17 protein-coding genes and 1 pseudogene are annotated in these 24266 nt (G+C 47.4%); 11 read left to right on the top strand and 7 right to left on the bottom strand.

The features are described from left to right. Positions 1 to 58: 58 nt before the first annotated feature. The 3 genes from NSS79_RS31140 to NSS79_RS31130 form a co-directional block, all read right to left on the bottom strand. Complete coding sequence (locus tag NSS79_RS31140) at positions 59 to 694, bottom strand: hypothetical protein (protein ID WP_342437383.1); 636 nt, start codon at positions 692 to 694, stop codon at positions 59 to 61. A gap of 69 nt (positions 695 to 763) precedes the next feature. Further along, positions 764 to 1594: a flagellar motor protein MotB gene (locus tag NSS79_RS31135; RefSeq protein ID WP_342437382.1), complete on the bottom strand. Its 831-nt coding sequence runs from the start codon at positions 1592 to 1594 to the stop codon at positions 764 to 766. Further along, positions 1591 to 2376 carry a flagellar motor protein gene (locus tag NSS79_RS31130; RefSeq protein WP_342437381.1) on the bottom strand — a complete coding sequence of 262 codons (786 nt, stop codon included), beginning with the start codon at positions 2374 to 2376 and terminating at the stop codon, positions 1591 to 1593. The genes NSS79_RS31135 and NSS79_RS31130 overlap by 4 nt, the downstream gene beginning before the upstream one ends. Before the next feature lie 181 nt (positions 2377 to 2557). On the opposite strand from NSS79_RS31130, the gene uvrB reads away from it, so the two are divergent. Beyond that, a complete protein-coding gene (gene uvrB, locus NSS79_RS31125) occupies positions 2558 to 4549 on the top strand; it encodes an excinuclease ABC subunit UvrB (protein WP_342437380.1) in 1992 nt (663 codons plus the stop codon). 123 nt (positions 4550 to 4672) lie between these two features. Here the strand turns inward: uvrB and NSS79_RS31120 are convergent, their stop codons facing one another. Next, the gene (locus NSS79_RS31120; RefSeq protein ID WP_342437379.1) at positions 4673 to 4849 is read right to left on the bottom strand and encodes a hypothetical protein; all 177 of its coding nucleotides are present in this window, start codon (positions 4847 to 4849) and stop codon (positions 4673 to 4675) included. Between the two features lie 164 nt (positions 4850 to 5013). Here NSS79_RS31120 and uvrA point away from each other — a divergent pair, with 164 nt between their 5' ends. From uvrA to galU, 7 genes and pseudogenes are all read left to right on the top strand, one after another. Next, the gene (gene uvrA / locus NSS79_RS31115; protein WP_342437378.1) at positions 5014 to 7887 is read left to right on the top strand and encodes an excinuclease ABC subunit UvrA; all 2874 of its coding nucleotides are present in this window, start codon (positions 5014 to 5016) and stop codon (positions 7885 to 7887) included. Between the two features lie 502 nt (positions 7888 to 8389). Further along, positions 8390 to 8599 (top strand): hypothetical protein, encoded by a 210-nt coding sequence (locus NSS79_RS31110; protein ID WP_038597219.1) that lies wholly within the window; start codon positions 8390 to 8392, stop codon positions 8597 to 8599. Positions 8600 to 8785: 186 nt separating this feature from the next. Next, the gene (locus NSS79_RS31105) at positions 8786 to 9943 is read left to right on the top strand and encodes a trypsin-like peptidase domain-containing protein (RefSeq protein ID WP_342437377.1); all 1158 of its coding nucleotides are present in this window, start codon (positions 8786 to 8788) and stop codon (positions 9941 to 9943) included. Further along, on the top strand, positions 9924 to 11891 hold the full coding sequence (locus NSS79_RS31100) for a stalk domain-containing protein (RefSeq protein WP_342437376.1): 1968 nt from the start codon (positions 9924 to 9926) through the stop codon (positions 11889 to 11891). Before NSS79_RS31105 ends, NSS79_RS31100 begins: the two co-directional genes overlap by 20 nt. Before the next feature lie 102 nt (positions 11892 to 11993). Continuing rightward, positions 11994 to 12218, top strand: a pseudogene (locus NSS79_RS31095) (hypothetical protein); the annotation flags it as partial. A 162-nt stretch (positions 12219 to 12380) separates the two neighbouring features. After that, positions 12381 to 14897, top strand: a complete 2517-nt coding sequence (locus NSS79_RS31090; RefSeq protein WP_342437375.1) for a DUF3656 domain-containing protein — start codon at positions 12381 to 12383, stop codon at positions 14895 to 14897. A 256-nt stretch (positions 14898 to 15153) separates the two neighbouring features. Next, the gene (galU, locus tag NSS79_RS31085; RefSeq protein WP_076113847.1) at positions 15154 to 16041 is read left to right on the top strand and encodes a UTP--glucose-1-phosphate uridylyltransferase GalU; all 888 of its coding nucleotides are present in this window, start codon (positions 15154 to 15156) and stop codon (positions 16039 to 16041) included. 203 nt (positions 16042 to 16244) lie between these two features. Here galU and NSS79_RS31080 read toward each other — a convergent pair whose 3' ends face one another. The 3 genes from NSS79_RS31080 to rfbA all read right to left on the bottom strand — a co-directional run bounded on the left by NSS79_RS31080 (position 16245) and on the right by rfbA (position 20658). Next, the gene (locus tag NSS79_RS31080) at positions 16245 to 18992 is read right to left on the bottom strand and encodes an O-antigen ligase family protein (RefSeq protein ID WP_342437374.1); all 2748 of its coding nucleotides are present in this window, start codon (positions 18990 to 18992) and stop codon (positions 16245 to 16247) included. Positions 18993 to 19203: 211 nt separating this feature from the next. Then, entirely contained in the window at positions 19204 to 19758 is a 555-nt protein-coding gene (gene rfbC / locus NSS79_RS31075) for a dTDP-4-dehydrorhamnose 3,5-epimerase (protein WP_342437373.1), read from the bottom strand. A gap of 21 nt (positions 19759 to 19779) precedes the next feature. Continuing rightward, positions 19780 to 20658 (bottom strand): glucose-1-phosphate thymidylyltransferase RfbA, encoded by an 879-nt coding sequence (rfbA, locus tag NSS79_RS31070; protein WP_342437372.1) that lies wholly within the window; start codon positions 20656 to 20658, stop codon positions 19780 to 19782. Positions 20659 to 21242: 584 nt separating this feature from the next. Between rfbA and NSS79_RS31065 the strand changes: the two genes are divergently transcribed. The 3 genes from NSS79_RS31065 to NSS79_RS31055 are packed head-to-tail and all read left to right on the top strand — an operon-like array spanning position 21243 to position 24250. Continuing rightward, positions 21243 to 22124: a hypothetical protein gene (locus NSS79_RS31065; protein ID WP_342437371.1), complete on the top strand. Its 882-nt coding sequence runs from the start codon at positions 21243 to 21245 to the stop codon at positions 22122 to 22124. Between the two features lie 2 nt (positions 22125 to 22126). After that, a complete protein-coding gene (locus NSS79_RS31060; protein WP_342437370.1) occupies positions 22127 to 22927 on the top strand; it encodes an ABC transporter permease in 801 nt (266 codons plus the stop codon). A 12-nt stretch (positions 22928 to 22939) separates the two neighbouring features. Continuing rightward, positions 22940 to 24250 (top strand): ABC transporter ATP-binding protein, encoded by a 1311-nt coding sequence (locus tag NSS79_RS31055; protein ID WP_342437369.1) that lies wholly within the window; start codon positions 22940 to 22942, stop codon positions 24248 to 24250. The last annotated feature ends 16 nt before the right edge of the window (positions 24251 to 24266 follow it).

The raw sequence follows: 24266 nt of genomic DNA, 5'->3' as shown, positions 1-24266 counted from the left end.
TAAAGACGGATTTCGCGCATTAGCTGCACTAATGTGAGGAGTCTGTCTTTTTGCGCTTTCAGCGGCTTGGGAAATCTGCAAGTCCCGGATAAAAATGTGGAGCCATCCGCCACAAGAAGGGCAGCAGTGCAAGGCTAATCAGGACGAATAAACAGCATAAAAGGATAAATCTGTAGATTTTGCGAGGGGGTGCAGCCGGTCTGAGCACAAAGTAGTAAACTCCGATAGAGTAAAAGGGATACAGCAGGACAGCTGCCATGGCCATGCAGACAAAAAAGGTCATCTCACCGGCTGAGCTGGGGATCATTGTGTCCGGGTAATACACGGGATCAAGCTGCAAAAAGATAACCCAAAGCGGCACATAAGCGAAGAACAGGTGCAGAAAAAAGCAGCGGATGCGTCCGTTGTCGGCCAGACCGTAGAGCATCCACCAGACTCCCAGCCAGGGCAAGGCAAAAGCGCCGCCCGCAAGCAGAAAACGAACGGCGATTTGAATCAGCTTGCTTAGCGGATACACATTGGCTTGTTCGCCCCAGAAAAGGGAGTACGACGAGAGTAAAAGGAAATAAGCCATGCCCCCAACGAAGAACGTAATGATTCCCTGGAGAAACGCGGTAACCAATAGCGAGACTAGTAGACGCAGATTTTTTAAAAATCGGGTGGGATCAGGTGATGTTCCGTTTAGAGTTTCCATACCTATTCAGACTCCTTTAGAAGCAAATGTAACCTTTCATCATCTGCTGTTCTGGGCTGATAGGCGGAATTATTCTTCGTCTTGAAGCTGCCGCAGCACGATTAGCTCGACGCGGCGGTTTTTCTGTTTTCCAAGCAGTGTAGTATTGTCGGCAGCGGGCCGGGTATCAGCATAGCCGGCATACTGGAAGGTATCCGGATCCAGTCCTTCATTGTCGAGGAAGAAACGCAGGATGGAGAGTGCCCGCGCACCTGACAGCTCCCAGTTGTCGTTATAGCGTGAGCCAACCGACACCGGGGTATTGTCGGTATGCCCCTCAATGCTGATAGATGCGCCTATGCCGCGGAACAGGCCTGAGAGCTGGCGGAGCGCAGGGAATGCAGGTGCTTTCAGCTCGGCTTTGCCGGCATCGAACAGGAACCGGTCGCTAAGCGTAATGGCAATGCCCTGAGGTTTATCTGCAACAAAGATCTGATCCCCGAGGTTGTTGTCTTCAACATATTTGGTGATGACGCCCATCAATGAGGCCAGCTTCGCTTCCTGTTCCTTGAAAGCCAGTTCACGTGACGAAGGCGGCTGAGCCGCCTCTCCGGCATTGGCTGTGCCTGCAGCTTCGCTTCCTGTTCCATTATCCTGACTGTTTGTTGAGCCGCTGTTTTCCGTTTCTTGTTGGCTCTCCAGAATGCCATCCCCACCTTCAAGCACGGGGATGCCGCTCCTGAACGTTTCCGAAAGGGAACCGGTGACAATCTTGTATTTCTGCACGTCCAGACTGCTCATGGCGTACATGATGACGAAAAATATAAGTAAAAGTGTAATGAGATCGGCATAAGTGATCATCCAGCGGTCATTGCTCTCCCGGCCTTCGGCGTGCTGCTTACGCCGGTTTCTCTGCCTCATAGCAGCCCTCTTGCATACTCACGCTTACGGCTTCCGGCAGAATCCGCAGTGAAGGAGCTAAGCTTCTTGCGCACCAGCTGCGGATGATCCCCGTTCTGCAGGGCCAGAATGCCGACCAGCAGCATCTCCATGCCAGCCAGCTCGGTTTGGCTGCGGGATTTGATCTTGGAGGCAATGGGTAAAAATATTAGATTAGCGCTGGCTACACCATAAAGCGTCGCTGTAAAAGCGACTGCGATGGATGCTCCCAGATTAGAAGGGTCGGTCAGATTGCTGAGTACATGGATCAGTCCCATGACCGTCCCGATAATCCCCATCGTTGGTGCGTAGCCTCCGGCCGCCTCAAAAATTTTGGCGTAGCCGTTGTACTTCAACTCTTTGGCATCCATGTCCAGCTCCAGAATCTGGCGAACCTCGTCAGCATCTGTGCCGTCGACGATCAGCAGCAATCCTTCACGGGTAAAGGGATTGGGATGTTCTTCGGCTTTTTGCTCCAGCAGGAGCACTCCGCCGCGCCGGGTAATAGCAGCCATGGAGATCAGCTCCTCCGCGTTCTGCTCACTCAGGTCCGGCTGCCTGCCGAAGGCCATGCGCAGAGCAGCAGGGATGTGGCGCAGTTTAGATGCGGGAAAGCTGATGAGAACAGCGGCCAATGTGCCGCCAAAGACAATCAGTGCAGCATTAGGCTGCAGCAATCCGGAGAGATTACCGCCTTCCCAAAAGAAGCCGCCGATCATAGCGGCCAGTCCAGCCAGGAGGCCGATAATTGCGGTGATATCCATAGGTTATGACTCCTTACTTTTCTATATATTATGGTTTGCATGAATGTAGGCAACACTGTATAATAAACGGGAACAAGTATTCTTATCTTCCATATTTTTCAGGATTGTATGGAGAGCCAGTACTTAGGGCCACAATTATACTATACTACTATATTTTAGACGATAGAGGGGAGACGGGCAAATGAGCGATATTGTCGTCAGTACGAAGACTTTTGAACTGGAGTCCGAATACACACCCCAGGGCGATCAGCCTCATGCCATTGAGGAATTATTGGACGGCATCCGGCAGGGTAAGAAGCACCAGACGCTGCTGGGAGCGACGGGCACAGGTAAGACATTCACCGTCGCACAAGTGATTTCCAAGTTAAACCGCCCCACGCTGGTAATTGCGCACAACAAGACGCTTGCTGCGCAGCTGGCGAGTGAATTCAAAGAGTTTTTTCCGAACAATTCGGTAGATTACTTCGTCAGTTACTACGATTACTACCAGCCAGAGGCTTACATTCCCTCCTCCGACACCTACATCGAGAAAGATTCCAGCATCAATGAAGAGATAGATAAGCTGCGCCACTCCGCGACTAGTTCATTGTTTGAACGGCGCGATGTTATTATTGTAGCGAGCGTATCTTGCATTTACGGCCTCGGTTCGCCGAAGGAATACGGAAGCCTCCTGCTCTCGCTGCGGGTAGGGATGGAGAAGCCGCGCAACCAGATCTTAAGCAGACTAGTAGATATCCAGTATCAGCGCAATGACATAAATTTTGTCCGCGGTACATTCCGTGTGCGCGGCGATGTGGTTGAGATCTTCCCGGCTTCACAGGGAGAACATGCCATCCGGGTAGAATTGTTTGGCGACGAGATTGAACGGATTACCGAGATTGACGTGCTGACCGGAGAATTAATCGGTGAACGTGAGCATATCGCCATCTTTCCGGCATCTCACTTTGTAACCCAGGAAGAAACGATGAAGGTTGCGCTCGTCAACATTGAACGTGAGCTGGAGGAACGGCTGGCCGTTCTTCGCGACGCAGGCAAGCTGCTGGAAGCCCAGCGGCTGGAGCAGCGGACGCGTTATGACATCGAGATGATGAAGGAGGTCGGCTTCTGCTCCGGGATTGAGAACTATTCGGGACCACTCACCTTCCGTGAGCCGGGAGCAACCCCTTATACCTTGATGGACTATTTCCCGGATGACATGCTGATTATTATTGATGAATCCCATGTTACCCTTCCGCAGATCAGGGCCATGTATAACGGTGACCGAGCGCGGAAGACGGTTCTGGTAGAGCATGGATTCCGCTTGCCGTCAGCGCTGGATAACCGGCCGCTTCAGTTTGAGGAGTTCGAAGACAAGGTAAGCCAGATTGTCTATGTGTCCGCTACGCCAGGTCCATACGAAATGGAACACTGCGATACGATGGTGCAGCAGATTATCCGCCCTACCGGTCTGCTAGATCCGATTATTGAGGTGCGTCCGACAGAAGGCCAGATCGATGATCTGATCAGTGAAATCCGCGAGCGTGTGGAACGGGATGAACGGGTACTGGTAACGACACTTACGAAGAAAATGTCCGAGGATCTGACCGATTACTTCAAGGAGATCGGGATCAAGGTCCGATATATGCACTCTGACATCAAGACGCTGGAGCGGATGGCAATTCTGCGTGATCTGCGTCTCGGTACGTTCCATGTTCTTGTGGGTATCAACTTATTAAGAGAAGGACTGGACTTGCCAGAGGTATCCCTTGTCGCGATTCTCGACGCCGACAAGGAAGGTTTCCTCCGTTCTGAGCGCTCACTGATTCAGACTATCGGCCGTGCCGCCCGTAACTCAGGCGGCCGCGTCATTATGTATGGTGACCGTATTACGGATTCCATGGAGAAAGCTATGAGCGAAACTGAACGCCGCCGGGCGATCCAGATTGCCTATAATGAGAAGCATGGAATCACCCCGACAACGATCAACAAGAAAATACGCGAAATCATCGAGGCGACCAAGGTCGCCGAATCCAAAGCCGAATATCTCACCGGCGTGGGCGGCAAGATGAGCAAGAAGGACCGCCAAAGCCTGATGCAGCGCTTGGAGGCTGAGATGAAGGCTGCTGCCAAGAACCTGCAATTTGAGCGCGCCGCCGAGCTGCGTGATGCTTTGCTGGAGCTGCGTGCCGAGTAAATATTTAAGCGAGTACCGGAACGGCGCTTCCCAGGCCGTTCTTTTTAGATAAACTGCTCCGTTGTTTTGTTGCCTGTTGTCAGCGCATCCCGTAGGGACAGCTGTCCTGGCGGGTTTCCGGTTTTAGCGCATCCCGCAGGGACAGCTGTCTTGGTGGTTTCCGGTTTTAGCGCATCCCGTCAGGGACAGCGTCCCGGCACGCAGCAGCATGCAGCGTGCCCACCAGCGGAGCACGGACGTTGAAGCGGTCCCTTTAGGGACAAGCGCTCCGAGCGCCCTAACAGCTAAGTACAGCCCCATCCATCTCCTTCGCCAACCTTGCGGGTGTCCAGAGGGCGCAGCCCTTGGGGCCCTCCCTTGGAAGGGAGGGTTTGGGAGGGATCGAAAATATTTTGAAATGTGGCTTTTAAATAAGGCTTTGAACTAGTTTTGAACTAAATGATTCATATAAAGGAGAGGTACCGTTGGCGAACGAAAATATAGTAATCAAAGGCGCGAGGGCGCATAATCTCAAGAACATTGACGTAACGATTCCGCGGGACCGCTTCGTCGTGCTTACGGGACTTAGCGGCTCCGGCAAATCGTCGCTGGCGTTCGATACGATCTACGCGGAGGGACAGCGCCGTTATGTCGAGTCCCTGTCGGCGTATGCCCGCCAGTTCCTGGGCCAGATGGAGAAGCCGGACGTTGATTCCATCGACGGATTATCTCCGGCAATATCGATCGACCAGAAGACTACAAGCCGCAATCCGCGCTCAACGGTAGGGACGGTTACGGAGATCTATGACTATTTGCGGCTGTTGTTTGCCCGGGTCGGCCATCCTCATTGTCCGGATCACGGGATCGAAATTACATCACAGACCGTCGAACAGATGGTGGACCGGATTATGCAGTATCCCGAGAAGACGCGGCTGCAGATTCTGGCACCGGTTATTTCCGGGCGCAAGGGTGAACACAAGGGGCTGTTCTCGGAGATCTCTAAGCAGGGGTTTGTCCGTGTGCGCGTTGACGGCGAGCTGCGGGAAGTCACTGAGGATATTCAACTGGAGAAGAACAAGAAGCATACCATCGAGGTCGTGGTTGACCGTATTGTCATCAAGGATGATATGGAGACTCGTCTGACCGACTCGCTTGAAACAGCCTTGAAGCTCTCGGGTGGACAGATTCTGGTTGATGTTATCGGCCAGGAAGAACTTCTGTTCAGTTCGAATTTTGCTTGTCCGGTATGCGGATTTAGTATTGAAGAGCTGGCACCGCGGATGTTCTCCTTCAACAGCCCTTTCGGTGCTTGTCCAGAGTGTGATGGACTTGGTATGAATATGGTTGTCGATCCCGATCTATTAATTCCGGATTCCGAGAAATCGATTGAAGAAGGAGCATTTCTGGCCTGGACCGGCAGCACATCGAATTACTACCCGCAGTTTTTGAAATCGGTCTGTGAGCACTTTAAGATTCCGCAAAATGTTCCTGTAAGCAGCCTGACTCCCGAACACATGAACAAGCTGCTCCACGGCACAGGCAGCGAGAAAATCCGGTTCCGGTATGAAAATGACTTCGGCCAGAAAAAAGATGCGCTGGTTGCCTTTGAAGGAATTATTCCGAATCTGGAACGACGTTACCGCGATACGGCATCGGATGGAATCCGTGAGTTTATCGAAGGTTTTATGAGCGCCAAGCCTTGTAATGTGTGCAAGGGCAAACGGCTGAAGAAAGAAATTCTTGCGGTCACAATTAATGAGCAGAATGTAGCGGATGTTACGGATCTCTCGATTGGCGACTGTTTGAACTTCTTTGATAATCTGGTGCTTAGCGAGAAGGAAACGGCCATTGCCCATCTTATCCTGAAAGAGATTAGCAGCAGACTTGGCTTCCTGGTGAATGTGGGTCTGAATTATTTGACACTCAGTCGTGCGGCAGGTTCACTCTCCGGCGGTGAGGCGCAGCGGATCAGGCTGGCGACGCAGATTGGCTCCAGCTTGATGGGCGTTCTGTACATCCTGGACGAGCCAAGTATTGGTCTGCATCAACGAGACAATGACCGGCTGATCGCCACACTGGGGCATATGCGCGATCTCGGCAACACATTAATTGTGGTTGAGCATGATGAAGATACGATGATGGCGGCAGACTATATCATTGATATCGGACCGGGTGCCGGTATCCACGGCGGACAGGTTATTGCCCAAGGGACGCCGCAGGAAATCATGAAAGACCCGAATTCCTTGACCGGAGATTACTTAAGCGGACGCAAGTTTATTCCGGTTACGTCCAAACGGCGGCCAACCGATGACCGCTGGCTGGAAATTCGCGGAGCCAAAGAGAATAACCTGAAGAATGTAAATGTCAAGATTCCGTTAGGTGTCTTTACTGCAGTGACTGGAGTTTCCGGTTCCGGCAAATCGTCGCTGGTTAATGAAATCCTCTATAAGAGCCTGGCCCGTCAGTTGAATAAGGCTGTTAAGGTCCGTCCCGGCCTGCATAAAGAAATTCGCGGTCTGGACAATTTGGACAAGGTCATAGAGATCGACCAATCGCCGATCGGCCGCACGCCGCGTTCCAATCCGGCTACCTATACCGGGGTGTTCGATGATATTCGTGATCTGTTCTCCAAAACCAATGAAGCCAAGGTGCGCGGATTCCAGAAGGGCCGCTTCAGCTTCAACGTCAAAGGCGGCCGTTGCGAGGCCTGCCGTGGAGACGGGATTATCAAGATTGAAATGCACTTCCTGCCGGATGTCTATGTGCCTTGTGAAGTATGCAAAGGCAAACGTTACAACCGCGAAACGCTGGAAGTGAAATACAAAGGCAAAAACATCTCTGATGTGCTGGAGATGACGGTAGAGGATGCAACCGGGTTCTTCCAGAACATCCCGCGTATCCACCGCAAAATGCAGACCTTGCTGGATGTGGGTCTTGGGTACATCAAGATTGGCCAGCCGGGAACGACGTTGTCCGGGGGGGAAGCGCAGCGCGTGAAGCTGGCTTCCGAGCTGTACCGCCGCAGTACCGGCAAGACATTGTACATTCTGGATGAACCGACAACAGGGCTGCATGTAGATGACATCGGCCGCCTGCTGGAGGTGCTGCACCGCCTGGTGGATTCCGGCGAATCCGTTCTGGTCATCGAACATAACCTCGATGTGATTAAGACGGCCGATTATGTTATTGATATGGGACCGGAAGGCGGCAGCGGCGGGGGAACGGTACTGGCTACAGGGACACCGGAGAAGTTAATCACCGTTGCAGAGTCCTATACCGGCAAATACCTGAAGCCGATTCTGATCCGCGATACGGAGCGGACTGAAGCTCTGCAGCTGCAGACGTCGGAGACAGTATAACTGCACTTCATGAAGAACAAAAGAGCCACAGCATTTTCGCCGTGGTTCTTTTAGTTTTTTGGCCTTGTTTTTCAATAATCACCCGGATAATGTTCAGCCCGTCTTTCTGCACTTTGCCAAATTAAAACTTGGCCAGCTCAGCAAGCATTGGTCCTCAACAGGCTTGAAAGCCATCTAGAAATAAGGACAGCTTAATAGTTGAATCAGGCATATCGGGAGCATGTCCGCAGTAAGATTCAAAGAGAAGGATTTGCGTTGAATGATTAACAGGGATGGAAAACAGCCTTACATATAATTCGCCCTTTGAAAAATCAATACAAAACATGGTGTCAATGAAAAATATCATGATTTTAGGCCCTAAATCTGCTGCGAAAAATATTTATCGTGACTTTTACATAAAATTTATGCAATTCCTATTGCGTCACTGAAATGGTAGCGATAACATAGAGGGAGATATGGATTAGAGGAACTTGCTTGACAACACTTTCGAGGAGGTAATGCCATGCTGCTTGCAGAAGCTGCTGCGCAAGAACCGTCTAAATTTCATACCTTCGATGTATTTATGATCGCCTTTACCATCCTGATACTCATTGGGGTCATCCGGCTGCTGCGGGCTCCGCAGAAGAACAAATTTGCGATTGGCTTCGGAGTGGTAAGCTTGCTGGTATTTGCGGTTTCGGACTACGCGATGCTTATGCACTGGTTAAGCTGACACAGGAACACTGCCCTGCTTCAAATTCAAGTCAAAACAATTGCAGATTTTAAGTTTACCCAAAGACACCTTTAACCGCCGTCTGGCGTGACTAAAGGCGTCTTTTTCAAATTATGCACGTCTTCATATGAGTCGAACAAGGTCAGAGAGAGCGCCCGGCGAAGGCTGGGGAAATGGGGGAAGAACATGGTTAAGAAAAGCCTCGGACTGTTGCTGTGCGGAGTATTGCTGACGGGAATAGGAGGCGGATCGCTTTCTGCGCAGGGGGCGCCGTTTCCGGATGGCTTGCAGACTGCGGAGAATGTATCGTCTTCAGGAAAGATTAAAGAAATAGGAAGTACCCTGACCGGCAGCAAAAAGAGTGCAGCCTCGATAACCGATCCGGTACCGCAAATTATCAAAGAGGTTTCCCCGTCGGTAGTAGGAATCATCGGCAAATATTCAGAAGATCGCTCTAATGCACCCAATGACCGTTTTAATCTGTCCCATGGATCAGGTATCATCGTCAGGGCAAACGGCTGGATTATTACGAATGCGCATGTGATGAAGGGTCTGCAGAATGCTGTGGTCGTTACATCGGACGCGAAGTCCTACAGCATCACAAATACGTATCTGGATGAGGTTAGTGATCTGGCACTGATTAAGATCAATGCCAAGGCATTAAAGCCTGCGAAGTTTGCCCAATCTGCTGCCAGCCTTCAGGTTGGCGACAAAGTGATTGCCATCGGTACACCCATTTCCTTCTCGCTGCGAAATTCTGCCACGGTAGGGGTGGTCAGCGGTCTTAACCGTTCAGTGGATGCTGCCTATCGGCTTATCCAGAGTGATACAGCGATTAATCCAGGCAACAGCGGTGGTCCGCTCGTCAGCATGAAAGGCGAGGTGCTGGGCGTGAACAGTCTGAAATTTGCCGCAGTAGGCGTAGAGAATATGGGATTTTCTATCCCGTCTGATACGGTACAGTACATTATGAACCAGCTGTTCAAGTATGGAGAGGTAAAACATCCAAGTCTTGGCCTGGAACTGGAGGAAAGCTGGTCTGCCTTAGTGGGCATCCCCTCACAAGATCCCTTAACAGTTACGAAGGTCATCTCTGCGGAAGCAGACAAGGCAGGGATTCTTGAAGGGGATGTTTTATACGCGATTAACGGCCACCGTGTCGGCTCCTTAGTGGATGTTAATGAACTTTTCAAAAGCTACGCACCGGGTGCGGTGGTAAATCTGCTTATGCAGAGCGACGGCGATATTGTTACCCGGAAGCTCAAGCTTGGCCAGGGCGATCCCCTGATAAACAATGAAGAAGCTGATGTGGAAGGTGATGCTGATGAACAAGCGAAAGAGTAAAAAGGCACTGGGAAGAGAGGGGCGGAAGAGGGGCCGCAGATATACCTTTCGTGGTCTATGTACAATGATGCTTGCTTTGGTGCTGCTGCTGACTGTGCTCCCGGTCACAGAGGTGCACGCAGCGGAGAAGGCGGAGCTGCAGCTCACCCTTAAGGTCGGCAGTCCGGCTGCAACGGTGAATGGCAAAAAAATTACGATTAAGCAGCCTTTTATGAAGAATGGTACCGTCATGGTGCCGCTCGGTGTGTTCAAAAAAACATTTGGCAGCACAGTTTCCCTCGAACCCGCCGATGTGGTCAAGGTGATGTACGGACGGCATACGGGAACGATGGTGATAGGCAGCAGCACTGCCTGGAAGGATGGCGTCAAAATCAAACTTGCTGCACCGCCGCATATGGTCTCCGGGGTTTTGATGGTCCCGCTGAGGTTCGTGGCGGCAGTGCTGGACGCACGTGTAACTTCCGGCAGCAACGGTGAACTGGTAGTGTCGCTTGTGCCATCGGTCACTGAAGAGGAGGCGCCCGGGGATAGCGGCATTGACAGCGATGTCGGTAAGACCCGGATAGGGAACAGCTATTTTCAGTGGAGCATGAATTATCCTCCCGGACTGGTGGTTGGCGACAGCGGCGGCAATGAAGGCGTGGCTACCTTTATGAATTCAGAGAATCAGTATTATCTGGAGGTTCATGCCTCACCGCAGGAGAATCCGGCAGACCCGGAACAATTGCTGGATGGGCTGATCCGCTCGGCTGAAGAAGGCGGGGAAACGATTTTGGACCGGGAAACTTATCCGAATGCCGTTGTGCCCTACGCGCGAATTGTCAGCAAGGATTCCAGCGGCGCACTGTGGGAGAACAGGCAATATAATTCCGGTGGGAGACTGTATGAGCTGTATCTGACCGATGACAATGCAGCGAACTATAAGGATTTTGATAAATATGCCGTGCTTTTGAACTCCTTCCGGCCAAGCTTTGACCCGAATGATAAAAGCCAACGTGATCTCTCCACAGTAAAAAACGGGCTGCAAGAAGGGTACAATGAGGATTACGGCATTGCACTGCAGGTCCCTGCAGACTGGAGTATGGATGACCAGCATCTGTATTATGAGAGCAAAGAGGGGAGCTATTTGCGTGTAAAAGTAACATCTGCTCCGTCCGGTTCTACGCTGGAAACCTGGAGCAAGGAGTTGGAGACGCAGATTCGGGCCAATTATGTGGACGGGGCTTATACGATTAAAGAAAGCACGTCTGCAAAAGTTTCCGGTCAACCGGCGTGGGTCATTGAAAGTTTGCTGAATCCGGGCAGCGGCTGGATTACGAAATATCAAACCCTGCTGTTGAAGAATGGGCACCGCTATTACGTAGAATATGTGGCAGTTGCCGGTCAGGATGAGGACAAGGCACGGTTCAAGGATATTTTAAGCTCAATTGATATTGATTTTGAATTAATAAAAGAGAACTTCGGGCGGCTGGAAACAGATGACTATCCGGTACTTTACGCTAAAACAATCAACAAAAGCTCCAAAACCTATGGCTACAGCATTCATATCCCATCATTATGGACAGCTGTCCAGGATGTCTTTGAAACCCAGAACGTAGATTACCGCTTCACCGGAGGGGGTTTCCAAATCACTGTGAGCCCCGAAGGTTCGGCCGAGTATACTGTGAGCCAGCTCCAAAGCTACTATCAGAACACGAAAAATGACCCTAAGGGCCCGCAGGTCGAACGTGTGGAGGACATCACCTTTGCCGAAGTTCCAGCCACAAGCCTTACTGTGCACCAGAGCAAAAACGGCATTCCTTACCGCACCCAGCTCATTGTTTTTAGCAAAAATGAACGGGTCTATACCCTCACTGTCACGCTAAATGACGCTAACGCAACGGCTGAGCAGCAGACTCTTATAGACAAGACGCTGAAGTCTTTTGTGTTGACGGGGGAGGAAAAATAGGTAGGACATGTTGAGGAGTAAGGAATAAATAGTATAATTATTGCAGACGAAGAACGTCCCAAGTTGCCGATTTTGGCTGGGGCGTTCTTTTTTTATGAAGAAATGAGTTTGGCTAGAAGACATCTATATGCCGAAAAGCTTCTGCTGCAAAATGTCTGGTGGCCACTCTTCGGTAATTTTGATGACCTGCATCCTGCATATGAAGTTTACGATTGGAATCGCAAGTCGCAATTTCTTTGGCCTGGTTACTCTTTGAACCGGGATACTTTTTTATCAGGGCCGGGTTGGAGAATCATTCATTTCTCATTCGACGATGTACAAAGGCGGAAGGGATAGGTTAGGAATAAGTTCGGTTTTAATAATCCGGTTAAAGTCCTTTCCCTGTATAATTTCTGGCAAATCAATGGCGCAAGTCTGTGATATTTGATACAATTAATAAGTTAAAGAGATAGAAATGACCCGTCCATATGACGGTTTGGGAGGATATAAATGAACGAGCAAGGAATACGCAGGGAAGACGTGGAGCTGTTGGCTCCGGCAGGTGACTGGGAGTGCATGCGTGCAGCGGTGGCAAACGGGGCAGATGCTGTCTTTTTTGGCGTAGAGAAATTTAATGCACGGGCCAGAGCAAACAACTTCCGCTCGGAGGAGCTGCCGGAGATTATGGCATTCCTGCACAGCTATGGCGTGAAGGGGTTTCTGACCTTTAATATACTGGTGTTTGAGAACGAGCTGGCAGATGCAAAAGAATTGATTGATGCCTGTGTAGATGCGGGTGTAGATGCGGTAATTGTCCAGGATTTGGGGCTCGTCAAAATGATCCGCGAGATTTCTCCGGACTTCCCGATTCACGGCTCGACGCAAATGACGATTACTTCACCGGAGGCGGTGGAGTTTACGAAACCCTTCGGGCTGGAGCGTGTAGTGCTCGGCCGTGAAAACAATCTGAAGCAGATCCGCACGATCGGGGAGCAGGCCCGCCTGCCGATGGAAGTTTTTGTGCATGGAGCACTTTGTGTGTCCTATTCAGGGCAATGCCTGACCTCGGAAATGTGGGGTGGACGTTCCGCGAACCGCGGGGAGTGTGCCCAGGCCTGCCGTTTGCCGTATGACCTGATGGTCGACGGTGAAGTGAAGCCGATGGGTGATGTAACCTATCTGCTGTCTCCCAAGGATCTGGCGGCCATTGATCTGATGCCGGAGCTAATCGAGGCGGGTGTGACCTCTTTCAAAATAGAAGGCCGTCTCAAAACCCCGGAGTACGTGGCAAACGTGGTGAGCAAGTACCGTAAGGCTATTGACCGGTATTTTGACGGGAACTGGTCTCCGACTTCTAAGGAAGATATCCGTGAGCTGCAGCAGAGCTTTTCCCGCGGCTTTACGCATGGCTTCCTTGAGGGAACAAACAACAAGAAGCTGGTTGACGGGACTTTCCCGAAAAGCCGTGGTGTGTATATGGGCACGGTGGAGCAAATTCTCCGTGATGGCGTAGTCTGCCGCATTCATGCTCCGCTTAAACGCGGAGACGGCATCGTGTTCGACGCTGGTGATCCGACCAAGAAGGAAGAAGGCGGACGCGTGTATGACCTGCGCCGCAAAGGCGTGAAGCTTGAGGGCGAAGCCGGCGAAGGCTGGATCATCGACATTGTTCCTGGGCGCAACGATGTGGATTTGCGCCGCCTGCATGTCGGCGACCGCATCTGGAAGACCAATGATCCGGCGCTCGACAAGGCGCTGCGCCAGAGCTACGAAACCGAGAAGCCGTACCGCGTCTTCCCGGTTCATGTCAAGGTGGAAGGCCGCGCCGGAGAGAAGCTGGCTACATGGTGGACGGACGTGCAGAAGGACGTGACTGTCCGTGTAGACTCGGAGCTGCTGCTGGAGATCGCGCAAAAGCGCCCGATGGACGCCGCCCTGCTGGAAGAACAATTCGGCCGCCTGGGCGGGACCGTGTTCCAGCTTGAGGCGCTTACGTCGCAGCTGGAAGGCGACGTGATCGTGCCTATGCGCGAGCTGAACAGCATCCGCCGCCAAGCGGTGGAGCTGCTTGCCGGCGAGCGCCCGAAACCGCCCGTCTACGTGAAACGGGCGGTAGAGATCTATAGCGACGCCTCCCGCAGGGACGTCGCTGCAAGCGGTGATGCAGAGCTCACCGTGCTATGCCGCAGCCTGCCGCAGGTGCAGGCTGCCCTCGAAGCCGGCGTAAGAAGCATTTACGCCGACTTCGAATTTATCAAGCAGTTCCCGGCAGCGGTAGACGCTGTCCGGGCTGCGGGGGCCAGCATCACGCTGGCCACGCCACGCATTCATATGCCGGGCGAGAACGGCTATCACGCCAATATTCTGCGCCTGCAGCCGGATGCAGTGCTGGTGCGCAATACCGGCGCGCTGTATTATTATCTGCGCCGCCGCATGGAGCAGCCGGATGCTGTGCATCCGCGGCTGATTGGCGACTTCTCGCTCAATATCGCCAATCATAAGGCGGTGGATCTGTTCCTGGAAGCGGGCTGCGACGTTGTCACGCCTTCTTATGACCTGAACATTCAGCAAATGGTCGATCTGCTGGGCCGAAGCGACACCTCGCGGATGGAGGTTGTGATCCATCAGCATCTGCCGATGTTCCACACCGAGCACTGCGTGTACTGCACCTTCATGAGTGAAGGCACAGACTATACGAACTGCGGACGCCCTTGCGAGGAGCAGCGTGCATCTCTGCAGGACAGGATCGGCATGTCCCATCCTGTCCGCGTGGATGAAGGCTGCCGCAATACCGTATACAATGCGGTTGAACAGTCAGGCGCGGAATACCTGAACAATTTCCGCGAACTGGGCGTTTCTTCTTTCCGCGTCGAATTCCTGGAAGAAACACCGGAGCAGGTTGCCGAGGTCATTAGTCTCTACTCCCGTGCACTCCGTGGGGAAATCTCCGGCACGCAGGTATGGAAGAGCCTGAAGGCCACCAACCAGCTTGGGGTTACACGCGGACAGCTCGTCAACGCGAAATAAAGAAGAGTGGGGCTGGCTTACCAATCGCATGGTAAGCCAGTCCCTAGCTCTGAATCTATGCAGAGCCAGTGTGGCAAAGGAGGTTTGATGAATCCTCCATGCCGTACTGGCTCTTTTTGTCTGCAGGATTATTCTTACAGGAGAATTAACCATATAACTGCCAAAAACCCTCCATAACTGCTATAATTAAAATAATTATGCATTTTACCATATCTTCTAAAACCGGAAAAAGAAAAGAATACGAAGGAGCTATATGATGAAGATCCGTAAAGCGATTATTCCCGCTGCCGGTCTCGGAACCCGTTTTTTGCCCGCGACCAAAGCGATGCCCAAAGAAATGCTGCCGATTGTAGACAAACCAACGATTCAATATATTGTGGAGGAAGCCGTTGCCTCCGGCATTGAGGACATCATCATCGTGACGGGTAAAGGCAAGCGTGCGATTGAAGACCATTTCGACAACTCATTTGAGCTGGAGTTCAACCTGGCTGAGAAACAGAAGTGGGAGCTGCTGGAATCTGTGCGCAAATCCTCCGAAATGGCCGACATTCACTATATCCGGCAAAAGGAACCGCGCGGACTAGGACATGCTATCTGGTGCGCCCGCAAATTCATCGGGAATGAACCGTTTGCTGTATTGCTCGGAGACGATATTGTTGAAGCGGACAAACCTTGCCTTAGACAGATGATCGAAGTTTACGATCAATATAAATCCTCCATAGTCGGAGTTCAGCCGGTGCCCTGGGAAGAGGTATCCCGATACGGTCTTGTAGATGGTACACCTTTGGCTGAACGTGTCTACAAAGCTAACCGCCTTGTTGAGAAGCCAAAGAGAGAAGAGGCTCCTTCCAACCTGGCGATCTTGGGACGTTATATACTGACTCCGCGTATTTTCGATATGCTAGGAGAACAACAGGTTGGAGTAGGCGGCGAAATCCAGCTTACGGATGCCATTGCCCGTTTAAGCGAAGTGGAGCGGATCATCGCTTACGACTTTGAAGGCAAACGCCATGACGTCGGCGAGAAGATGGGTTTCATCCAGACGACGATCCACTATGCGCTCCAGCATGAGGAGCTTAAGGAAGGTTTGCTGCAGTACCTCCAGGAAGTGCTCCAGAGCGAGGCTCAGAAAGTCAGTAATTAACTGAGCGTCGGTACCCTTATATCTGCGCACGGCATCTACCATAACATAAAATAAATAAGAGCGCTCCGCTGTCTACAACTGCGGGACGCTCTTATTTATTTTTACAACTAAAGATTTATAAGACGATCATATGTGCATAGTTCTTATTGCAGCGGGCGCTGATTCCATATACAATATCGCCCGCTACCTTGTTATCCTGTTAATTACTCTTGAAATGATGTGCTTGCAATTTCAGTAATCTTTTCAATTTCCGCAGGATCAGCAGCGATTAGCTTATTATATACGTCCTGATCGAGAGCGGTGTTGGCCTTTTGTTGAGCAGCTAGATACCAACGGGCAATTTCGCGGTTAGTAGCATCAGAATAATCCTCACTCAATCCAAGCTTCAATGTTGCGGCAGCAACCTGAGTTTGACCTGCCATGAACTGAATTCGGCCTGCATTCAAAGTAATTGCTGAAGGAATGGCCTGGCCCTGCAAGTCTGTCGTTACCTGACGATAGGCTTCGAGGCCGATCTTGAGATTAAGCTGTTTACTATCGTCATTCTTTTGAGTGAAAGCCTGCTGAGCCAGCTCGTAGGAACGGCTGATAAGCGCGCTATACCAGTTCGTGTCCCAGAGAGTTGTACTGTTTACGATATCAGCATAGTTTTCGTTAAAACCAGTCTTTAACGTTGCTGCTGCCGCATCATTTTCTCCAGCCAGCAACTGCATTCTGCCGACATTTAAAGCAATGTTTGGTGTTATAGAGAATGGACGGCCTTGCAACTGCTCAGGAGGCAAAGTTTTCAGGTGTTCCACTCCATCAACCACATGCTTGTAGGCATCAAAGCCACTAGTCAGGTATTCCTGCTTTTTAGCTTCATCCTTTTGCACACTTGCTGCATTTGCAAGCGCTTGGGACCGGCTGATTATCGTCTCATACCAGTCTATGTCCCAGACATATTTATCGGCATTATCAAGGTAGACACCCAGGGCAAGATCGCTCTGCCCCTTAAGGTCATAATATCCGACTAATTGCTTTAACAAATCCTTATTATAAGGCTCGTCCTTAAGTGCACGAGTAATTATTGTGTAAGCTTCCTCCAGATACTGCTCATCTTGGGTTTGGCTAAAGACTTGCTGATCCATGGACGATAAGTATATCGCCGATTCTGGATGGAATGGACGGTCTTTCAGAGCATCTACCAAAGGTGCTTTGATTTCCTCGTAAGATTGGCTGACGCCGATCAGTTTTTTGGCTTTCATTGCGGCATTGCTGGATCCGATATAACTTATCGACATAAAGACCAGGTATATGGTGCCGATGGTGAGTACAGCCAAGTAGCCGATACGCAGTCCGGGTTTACTCCAGCCACGGCGAAGCGGCTTGCTGTCCATGACAGCGGCCATTCCAGCCAGTCCAAGGAAAACAAGGATTCCCATAAAGGCATAGCTTAGGTTGAAATCCAGCAAGCTGTGGACAAGAATGGATAAGGCGATAATAAGGAAGAAGAAACCATTATCAAATTCATCTTTCTCCCGTTTCACATAACTGCGGATATATTTATAGAAAATGTATCCGATAAAGCCCATAAATACGATGAATCCGACAATTCCAACCTCAATCAGATATTGGAGGAAGAAATTATGCGCTTGGCGGCTGGTATAAGGGTTATTCTGATAGTGCTCATAGAGAGAAGCCCAGCCTCCGCCACCCGCACCCAGAATCGGATAATCTTTAACAACCTTAAGAGCATCTTTATAGAAAGTGAACCGCTCTAGTACACTGTGCTGCTTGAAGTTGATATTCTCCAGCCGTGTTTCAATATTATCCGGCAAAACACTGCGGACGCTTGTACCAATGAGCAGGAAAGCCGCAATTCCAACAAGCACGATCGATACCAGCGGAAGCCATAGCCCGGAAAACTTACGGGAAGACATGCCGGATAGCTTTGCTTCCAGCCAAGGGGCAACAACACGCTGAACCGCCCACCCAAGAGCAGCAACGACAGCAGAGGCCCCAAGCAGGTACGCCCAAGCTTTAAAAGCAGCCCCTGAAGTGAAGCTGGTATTCAGTTCTAGTCCCAGCGTAGTCAGCGGATTTGTAACGAGCAGAGCTGCAAGGCCCGAAATGGCAATGTGTATAATCCAGAGAATTTGCTGAGCCGGTTTCAGGAACAGCAGCAGCAGGATGAATACCACAGGCAGCATGACGAGCCCGCCACGGGACAACGTCAACAGCAGCGATACAATAATGGGCACAAGTATAAATCCGTGAGTCAGTGTACCATACCATTTTTTAGAGCGGACCAAAGCAAATACAGCCACAAACAGAAAAGCCATCAGGAAGGCAGCATAGGTATTTGCATATTGGAATATGGAAGTCAGCCGCAGACCGTTGGAGTCGGTCATAACAGCATCCAAATATTTACCACTCTTTACAGTGTTGGAGAACCAGCCAACCAGACTGCCGGCAAATTTCGAGCTGCCCAGCCAATTTAATAGTCCAAATCCTACAATAAAGTATGCAATTGCAAGGACAGCGTTTTGGATGACAACATTTACTTGCTTTTGCTTCAAGAGATATAACGCTATAATGAATATTGCAATGTACATGCTCTGAATTAACAGCAGGTTCATCGCCATATAATGCGAGGCTGCACCAAAGATTGACAAAGCATACGTTATTGGAAGCAGCAGTGAGGCGACAGCCATCAGATCGCGCTGCTCCTCAAGCTTGAATTTGTTGAAGTAGAGGCCCATCCACACCAATAACATCAGGCCGCTAAGCAGAGCAGACACATAGACCGGTTTTTCAAAATCAATCTGTTGTCCATTAAACACCCCCACCTGAAACGGGGTCCAAACCAAAAACACAATAAAAGCGACAACTAATGCCCATATGGGGCTGGATATCTTTTCAACATTTCTCGACTGAACAGCATTTTTTCCGTATACTGGTTTAGACACGTTTTAATCTCCTTTTTCTCTAGGTACGAGAGCTAAAAGCTATTTTAGCATATAATTATTGGCGTAGTCTTGTATTATTTAGGAGTAAGACTTACCATTTGGACGAATGAACTTTGAATAGAAATATACTTGGCCTATACCTTTGCAACTCCGTCTTGGAGCAATAAGGGCATAGGCCAAGTTTCTAATCATTCAGGATCTCATTCGGGGCTTAGTACACAAAATTCAAATTCGTATCGCTTAAAAGAGGCGCGTGCTCATCTTTAGCGGATAAAACCGGTACAACATCTATAGGCCACTTTATGCCAATGGCAGGATCACTCCATAAAATACCCCCATCACACTCCGGAGCGTATAGTTCATCCACTTTGTATTGTACTTCTACATTCTCAACTAAGGTCATAAAACCATGCGCAAAACCTTTTGGAATCAACAACTGCTTCTTGTTTTCAGCGGATAGCTCAATTCCAAACCATTTTCCGTAATTTGGACTACCTTTACGGATATCTACAGCGACATCAAAAATACTTCCTTGTGTACAACGAACAAGTTTGCTTTGAGCTTTGGGATTTAATTGGTAATGTAATCCCCTTAGTGTTCCTTTGGTTGCAGAGTACGACTGATTATCCTGAACAAAGTTTAGATTAAGAGCGTGTTCTTGAAATTTGCTCTCACTGTATGTTTCCATAAACCATCCCCGGTGATCACCGAAGATTTGAGGTTCTATAACCCATACGCCATCCAACGCAGTTTCTGTGAATTTCATTGTAGCCACACCCTCTGTTTTTTAGTATTGAATCTTCCCTGTTGCTACCTTCATTAAATACTGCCCATAACCCGTCTTATTTAATTTTTGTCCACAATCCCATAAGTGTTCTTTAGTGATCCATCCATTAATGTATGCAATCTCCTCTAAAGCTGCAATCTTGATGCCTTGATGGTCTTCAATAGTTCTTACAAAGTTGGTAGCATCAACTAGACTTTGATGAGTTCCGGTATCCAGCCAAGTAAACCCGCGGCCAAGTAGCTCGACGTCCAGTTCTCCCAATTTCAGATAGGCTTCGTTAATGGAAGTGATCTCAAGCTCTCCACGGACTGATGGTTTTACATTTTTCGCAATTTGCACTACACGGTTATCGAAGAAATACAGACCGGTTATAGCGTAGTTGGATTTAGGATGTGCCGGTTTTTCTTCAACACTAAGTACCTTGCCATCTGCGTTGAATTCTACCACGCCGAATCGCTCCGGGTCTTGTACATGGTAACCAAACACAGTCGCACCTTTTTCCTTGTTGGAAGCACGTTTCAGCATTTTGCGGATACCGTTTCCATAATAGATATTGTCTCCAAGAATCATGGCAACTGAATCATTTCCAATGAAGTCTTCCCCCAGTATAAAGGCTTGAGCCAGACCATCTGGAGAGGGCTGAACCACATACTCAAGCGAGATTCCAAATTGCGAGCCGTCACCCAAAAGATTTTTGAATCTCGGTGTATCATCAGGAGTAGAGATAATTAAAATATCCTTTATACCAGCTAACATCAAGGTGGACAACGGATAGTAAATCATCGGTTTATCATAAATCGGAAGCAACTGCTTACTTGTAACCATGGTTAATGGGTACAGACGTGTTCCACTACCGCCTGCCAAGATTATGCCTTTCATTGTTATTCCAACTCTCTATTTATTATTTGTATAAAATGTATTACTAATAATATAGGGTTAATTACTATGTTGAAATTGTACATCATCCATTTTACTCTGATTAGTTCTCTCATGTCTATTTTCTATGCGAGTTATTTTAGTTAAATAATGTAAAAATGATACTTCATATAAGCGTAGCTATGAACTGTCACTTCTATCCATTCCTTTTGTATGGTAACATTAGATTGTTTTATTATAAGTTGAGAAATAGTGTTGCGCTACCAGCAACGATGGATTGGAGGTATTTTGTTTAACGATTCTTTAATAAAACGAAGAAATGAGTAATCATGTGAATTATCTGGATGGCAGTTATCTTATCTGCAATCCGTTAAATAATCCCACTTGAAAGGTAGTTTGCATTAAAACTAGAATGTACTAGAAGATCAAAGTTTATGTATAAGAGCTTAGCTTATTTGGCATCTATCGACTGCAAGGTTTGCTCACCTTATAATAGCTAAGTTAGTTCTCATTGATTTCATCGTAAGTAAGAGAAAGCTAAACAATTCAACCTAGTGTATGAATGAAGGGAAGAGAAGGATCGCCATATGAAAAAAGGGAAAATACTACTACTGATTCTGTCACTATGTTTCTTTACCTTGGTATATTACGAGTTTACACATGTATATGGAACATCTAATGTTCAAAATATTGAATTGCCGGGAGAGAGTAACAATATTAACTCTGGAATTGACAAAATTGATGTTAAAAAAATGAAATTCAAAAAGTTACTCAGAGTTGAAGGGTGGGCCTACATTAATGATCTTCAGGCAGATAAGCAGAATGCATATATAGTATTGCTCTCAAAAAACCATAGATATGTGTTTGATACTGAAAAGGTTGATCGGGGAGATCTGCCAGCTGCATTAAATGACCAAAGTAATAAAGTGGAAAGCTCGGGATTGAGAAGTTTAATTAACATGAGTGAATTAGCTGCTGATACTTATGATATAGCGTTTTATATTGAAAATGGTTCTCAAAAGGAATTTTCGCTTTCAGTTTCAGGCCTGACCGTGATTAAAAGTAACACCAGCATAGAGCTTAAAGAAAAGACAAATAACAAGCTGAACGTACAGCTTGATGCAGGAAAAGATAAGGTGCAAGCTAATATAGAAGAAGTACAAGTAGGAAATGGTATCATAAAGATTAAAGGATGGGGTTTTTTGGAGGAAGTTTCTCCGGAACTCTCGACTATTTATGTGGTTCTCAAAGAGGAAGAAAGCAACAAATTAATAGTATATGATACACAAACCCTAATTCGTAAAGATGTAACAGCATATTATTCAAAAAAACTTGATTTAGATAAAAGTGGATTTATATCAAGGATAAGTGAAGAAGATTTAAAGAATAAAAGATATAAAATTGGGCTTTATATAAAAAATGGTGCGAAAGCTGGTTTTCACTGGTCCAAAGAAAGTATAGGTGAGTAAATATGTTTAGTGTCAAAGGCTTTTCAAAAGAGATTTATAACAGCAGAAAGATGATTACATCCTTGGCTATAAATGATTTTAAAATGAAATATGCTGGATCTTTTTTAGGGATCACATGGGCCTTTATCCAGCCTATTGTTACTATTTTGGTTTACTGGGCAGTTTTTCAAGTTGGATTTCGCTCTGGTCAAGTTGAGAAAGTTCCCTTCATTTTATGGCTCATGTCAGGGTTAATTCCTTGGTTCTTTCATTACGAGGCAATGACTAGTGCGACCAATTGTTTTTTTGAATATAGTTATTTAGTTAAAAAGGTTTTGTTTAAAATTAGCATTTTACCTATTGTTAAAATATTGTCTTCTTTTTTTGTTCACATATTTTTCATTGCAGTTATGTTGCTTATTTTTGCGATTTATGGCGAATATCCCACAATATACAGTATTCAATTAATTTATTATGTAGGGTGTTTAATAGCAATTACGATCGCTCTGAGTTACATCACTTCTTCAATAGTCGTTTTCTTCAAAGATTTCGGGCAAATCGTAGGTATTGTGCTGCAATTTGGGATTTGGGTTACCCCTATTATGTGGAATTACAAAATGGTTCCTGAAAATTGGCGTTGGGTTTTTAAAATGAATCCAATATATTATGTTGTTGAAGGATATAGAGATGCAATGTTTAATCATGTGTGGTTTTGGGAAAAAATGAATGAATCATTATGGTTTTGGAACTTGACATTAATTTACTTTGTAATAGGATCTATTGTGTATAAAAAGCTGAAAATGCATTTTTCGGATGTATTGTGAGGAGTTGCAACCATGAATGATATCTCGATTGATATAAAAAATGTCAGTAAAGTCTATAAGCTATACGATAAGCCTATTGACAGATTGAAAGAATCTCTAAGTATTTCGAAAAAAAGTTATCATAGAGACTTTCACGCCTTAAAAGATATCTCTTTTGAAGTGAAAAAGGGTGAAACTGTTGGAATCATTGGGAAGAATGGTTCGGGAAAATCAACCTTATTAAAAATAATAACTGGAGTCTTATCCCAGTCCTCTGGGGAGGTAACAGTAAACGGCAGGGTTTCGGCATTACTAGAATTAGGAGCAGGCTTTAATCTTGAATTTACTGGTATACAGAATATCTATTTAAATGGAACTATGATGGGGTACTCAAGTGCGGAAGTTGAAAAGAAAATTCCAGCAATAATCGAATTTGCTGATATCGGAGATTTCATCAACCAACCTGTGAAAACTTATTCTAGTGGTATGTTTGCGAGATTAGCCTTTGCTGTTGCTATTAATGTTGAACCAGACATTTTAATAGTAGATGAAGCGTTGAGTGTTGGCGATATTTTTTTTCAGAATAAGTGTTTTAAAAAGTTTGATGAACTTAAGGAAAAAAATACTACCATTATCTTCGTTTCTCATGATATCGGTAGCATCAGACAAATGTGTAGCAGAGTTTTATGGTTAGATTCATCTGTACAAATCTTGTACGATGATAGAGAAGTGGTATGTGCTCAGTATCTTAATAAGAGATTTGCAGAGAATAATGAATTGAATAGTGAACTCATTGATACCTTTGAATATAACAGTATCAAATTAAATGAAGCTGATAATTCCTCCGTGAAATTCCCTAAAATTATTCCAAGGGAGAATAGTGTTTTTTCAGACAGTATTGAGATTATCTCTTTTTTCATTACTGATATTAAAAACAATGTAACTGAAGAATTAGAAGTTGATAATACTTACAAATGTCATATCATAGTTAGTCCGAAAACTAATATGGATCATCTGATTGCTGGTTTTGTGTGGGAAAGTAACAGGGGAGTTTCTTTGTTTGCTGTAAATACTTTTATTGAAAGTAGTACGAACTTTAACGCAAAAAAAGGTGATGTTATAGAAATTATTTTTGGATTTAAATTACCACGAATAATGAAAGGAGACTATCTATTGAGTCCAGCAATTGCTCAAGGAACACAAGATAGTCATGTTATGCTTACATGGTTAACAAACGTTAAGAAAATAATTGTGGAAAACCCAAGCTATAACCTTTCCTTGGTAGAGATTGAAGCCGATACGACGTTATATAAACACAAAATAGAGAATGTGGTTCTAGAATAAGCATTAAAGGAGCGTG

Source organism: Paenibacillus sp. FSL L8-0436, assembly GCF_038593025.1.
GTDB lineage: Bacteria > Bacillota > Bacilli > Paenibacillales > Paenibacillaceae > Paenibacillus_AQ.
This window is presented reverse-complemented; position numbering and strand designations above follow the sequence as displayed.

Coding starts and splice junctions, on each gene's coding strand:
- NSS79_RS31100 (WP_342437376.1), top strand. CDS start 9,924: ATGAACAAGCGAAAGAGTAAAAAGGCACTGGGAAGAGAGGGGCGGAAG.
- NSS79_RS31090 (WP_342437375.1), top strand. CDS start 12,381: ATGAACGAGCAAGGAATACGCAGGGAAGACGTGGAGCTGTTGGCTCCG.
- rfbA (WP_342437372.1), bottom strand. CDS start 20,658: ATGAAAGGCATAATCTTGGCAGGCGGTAGTGGAACACGTCTGTACCCA.
- rfbC (WP_342437373.1), bottom strand. CDS start 19,758: ATGAAATTCACAGAAACTGCGTTGGATGGCGTATGGGTTATAGAACCT.
- NSS79_RS31110 (WP_038597219.1), top strand. CDS start 8,390: ATGCTGCTTGCAGAAGCTGCTGCGCAAGAACCGTCTAAATTTCATACC.
- NSS79_RS31105 (WP_342437377.1), top strand. CDS start 8,786: ATGGTTAAGAAAAGCCTCGGACTGTTGCTGTGCGGAGTATTGCTGACG.
- NSS79_RS31065 (WP_342437371.1), top strand. CDS start 21,243: ATGAAAAAAGGGAAAATACTACTACTGATTCTGTCACTATGTTTCTTT.
- galU (WP_076113847.1), top strand. CDS start 15,154: ATGAAGATCCGTAAAGCGATTATTCCCGCTGCCGGTCTCGGAACCCGT.
- NSS79_RS31135 (WP_342437382.1), bottom strand. CDS start 1,594: ATGAGGCAGAGAAACCGGCGTAAGCAGCACGCCGAAGGCCGGGAGAGC.
- NSS79_RS31130 (WP_342437381.1), bottom strand. CDS start 2,376: ATGGATATCACCGCAATTATCGGCCTCCTGGCTGGACTGGCCGCTATG.
- NSS79_RS31060 (WP_342437370.1), top strand. CDS start 22,127: ATGTTTAGTGTCAAAGGCTTTTCAAAAGAGATTTATAACAGCAGAAAG.
- uvrB (WP_342437380.1), top strand. CDS start 2,558: ATGAGCGATATTGTCGTCAGTACGAAGACTTTTGAACTGGAGTCCGAA.
- NSS79_RS31120 (WP_342437379.1), bottom strand. CDS start 4,849: ATGGGGCTGTACTTAGCTGTTAGGGCGCTCGGAGCGCTTGTCCCTAAA.
- NSS79_RS31140 (WP_342437383.1), bottom strand. CDS start 694: ATGGAAACTCTAAACGGAACATCACCTGATCCCACCCGATTTTTAAAA.
- NSS79_RS31055 (WP_342437369.1), top strand. CDS start 22,940: ATGAATGATATCTCGATTGATATAAAAAATGTCAGTAAAGTCTATAAG.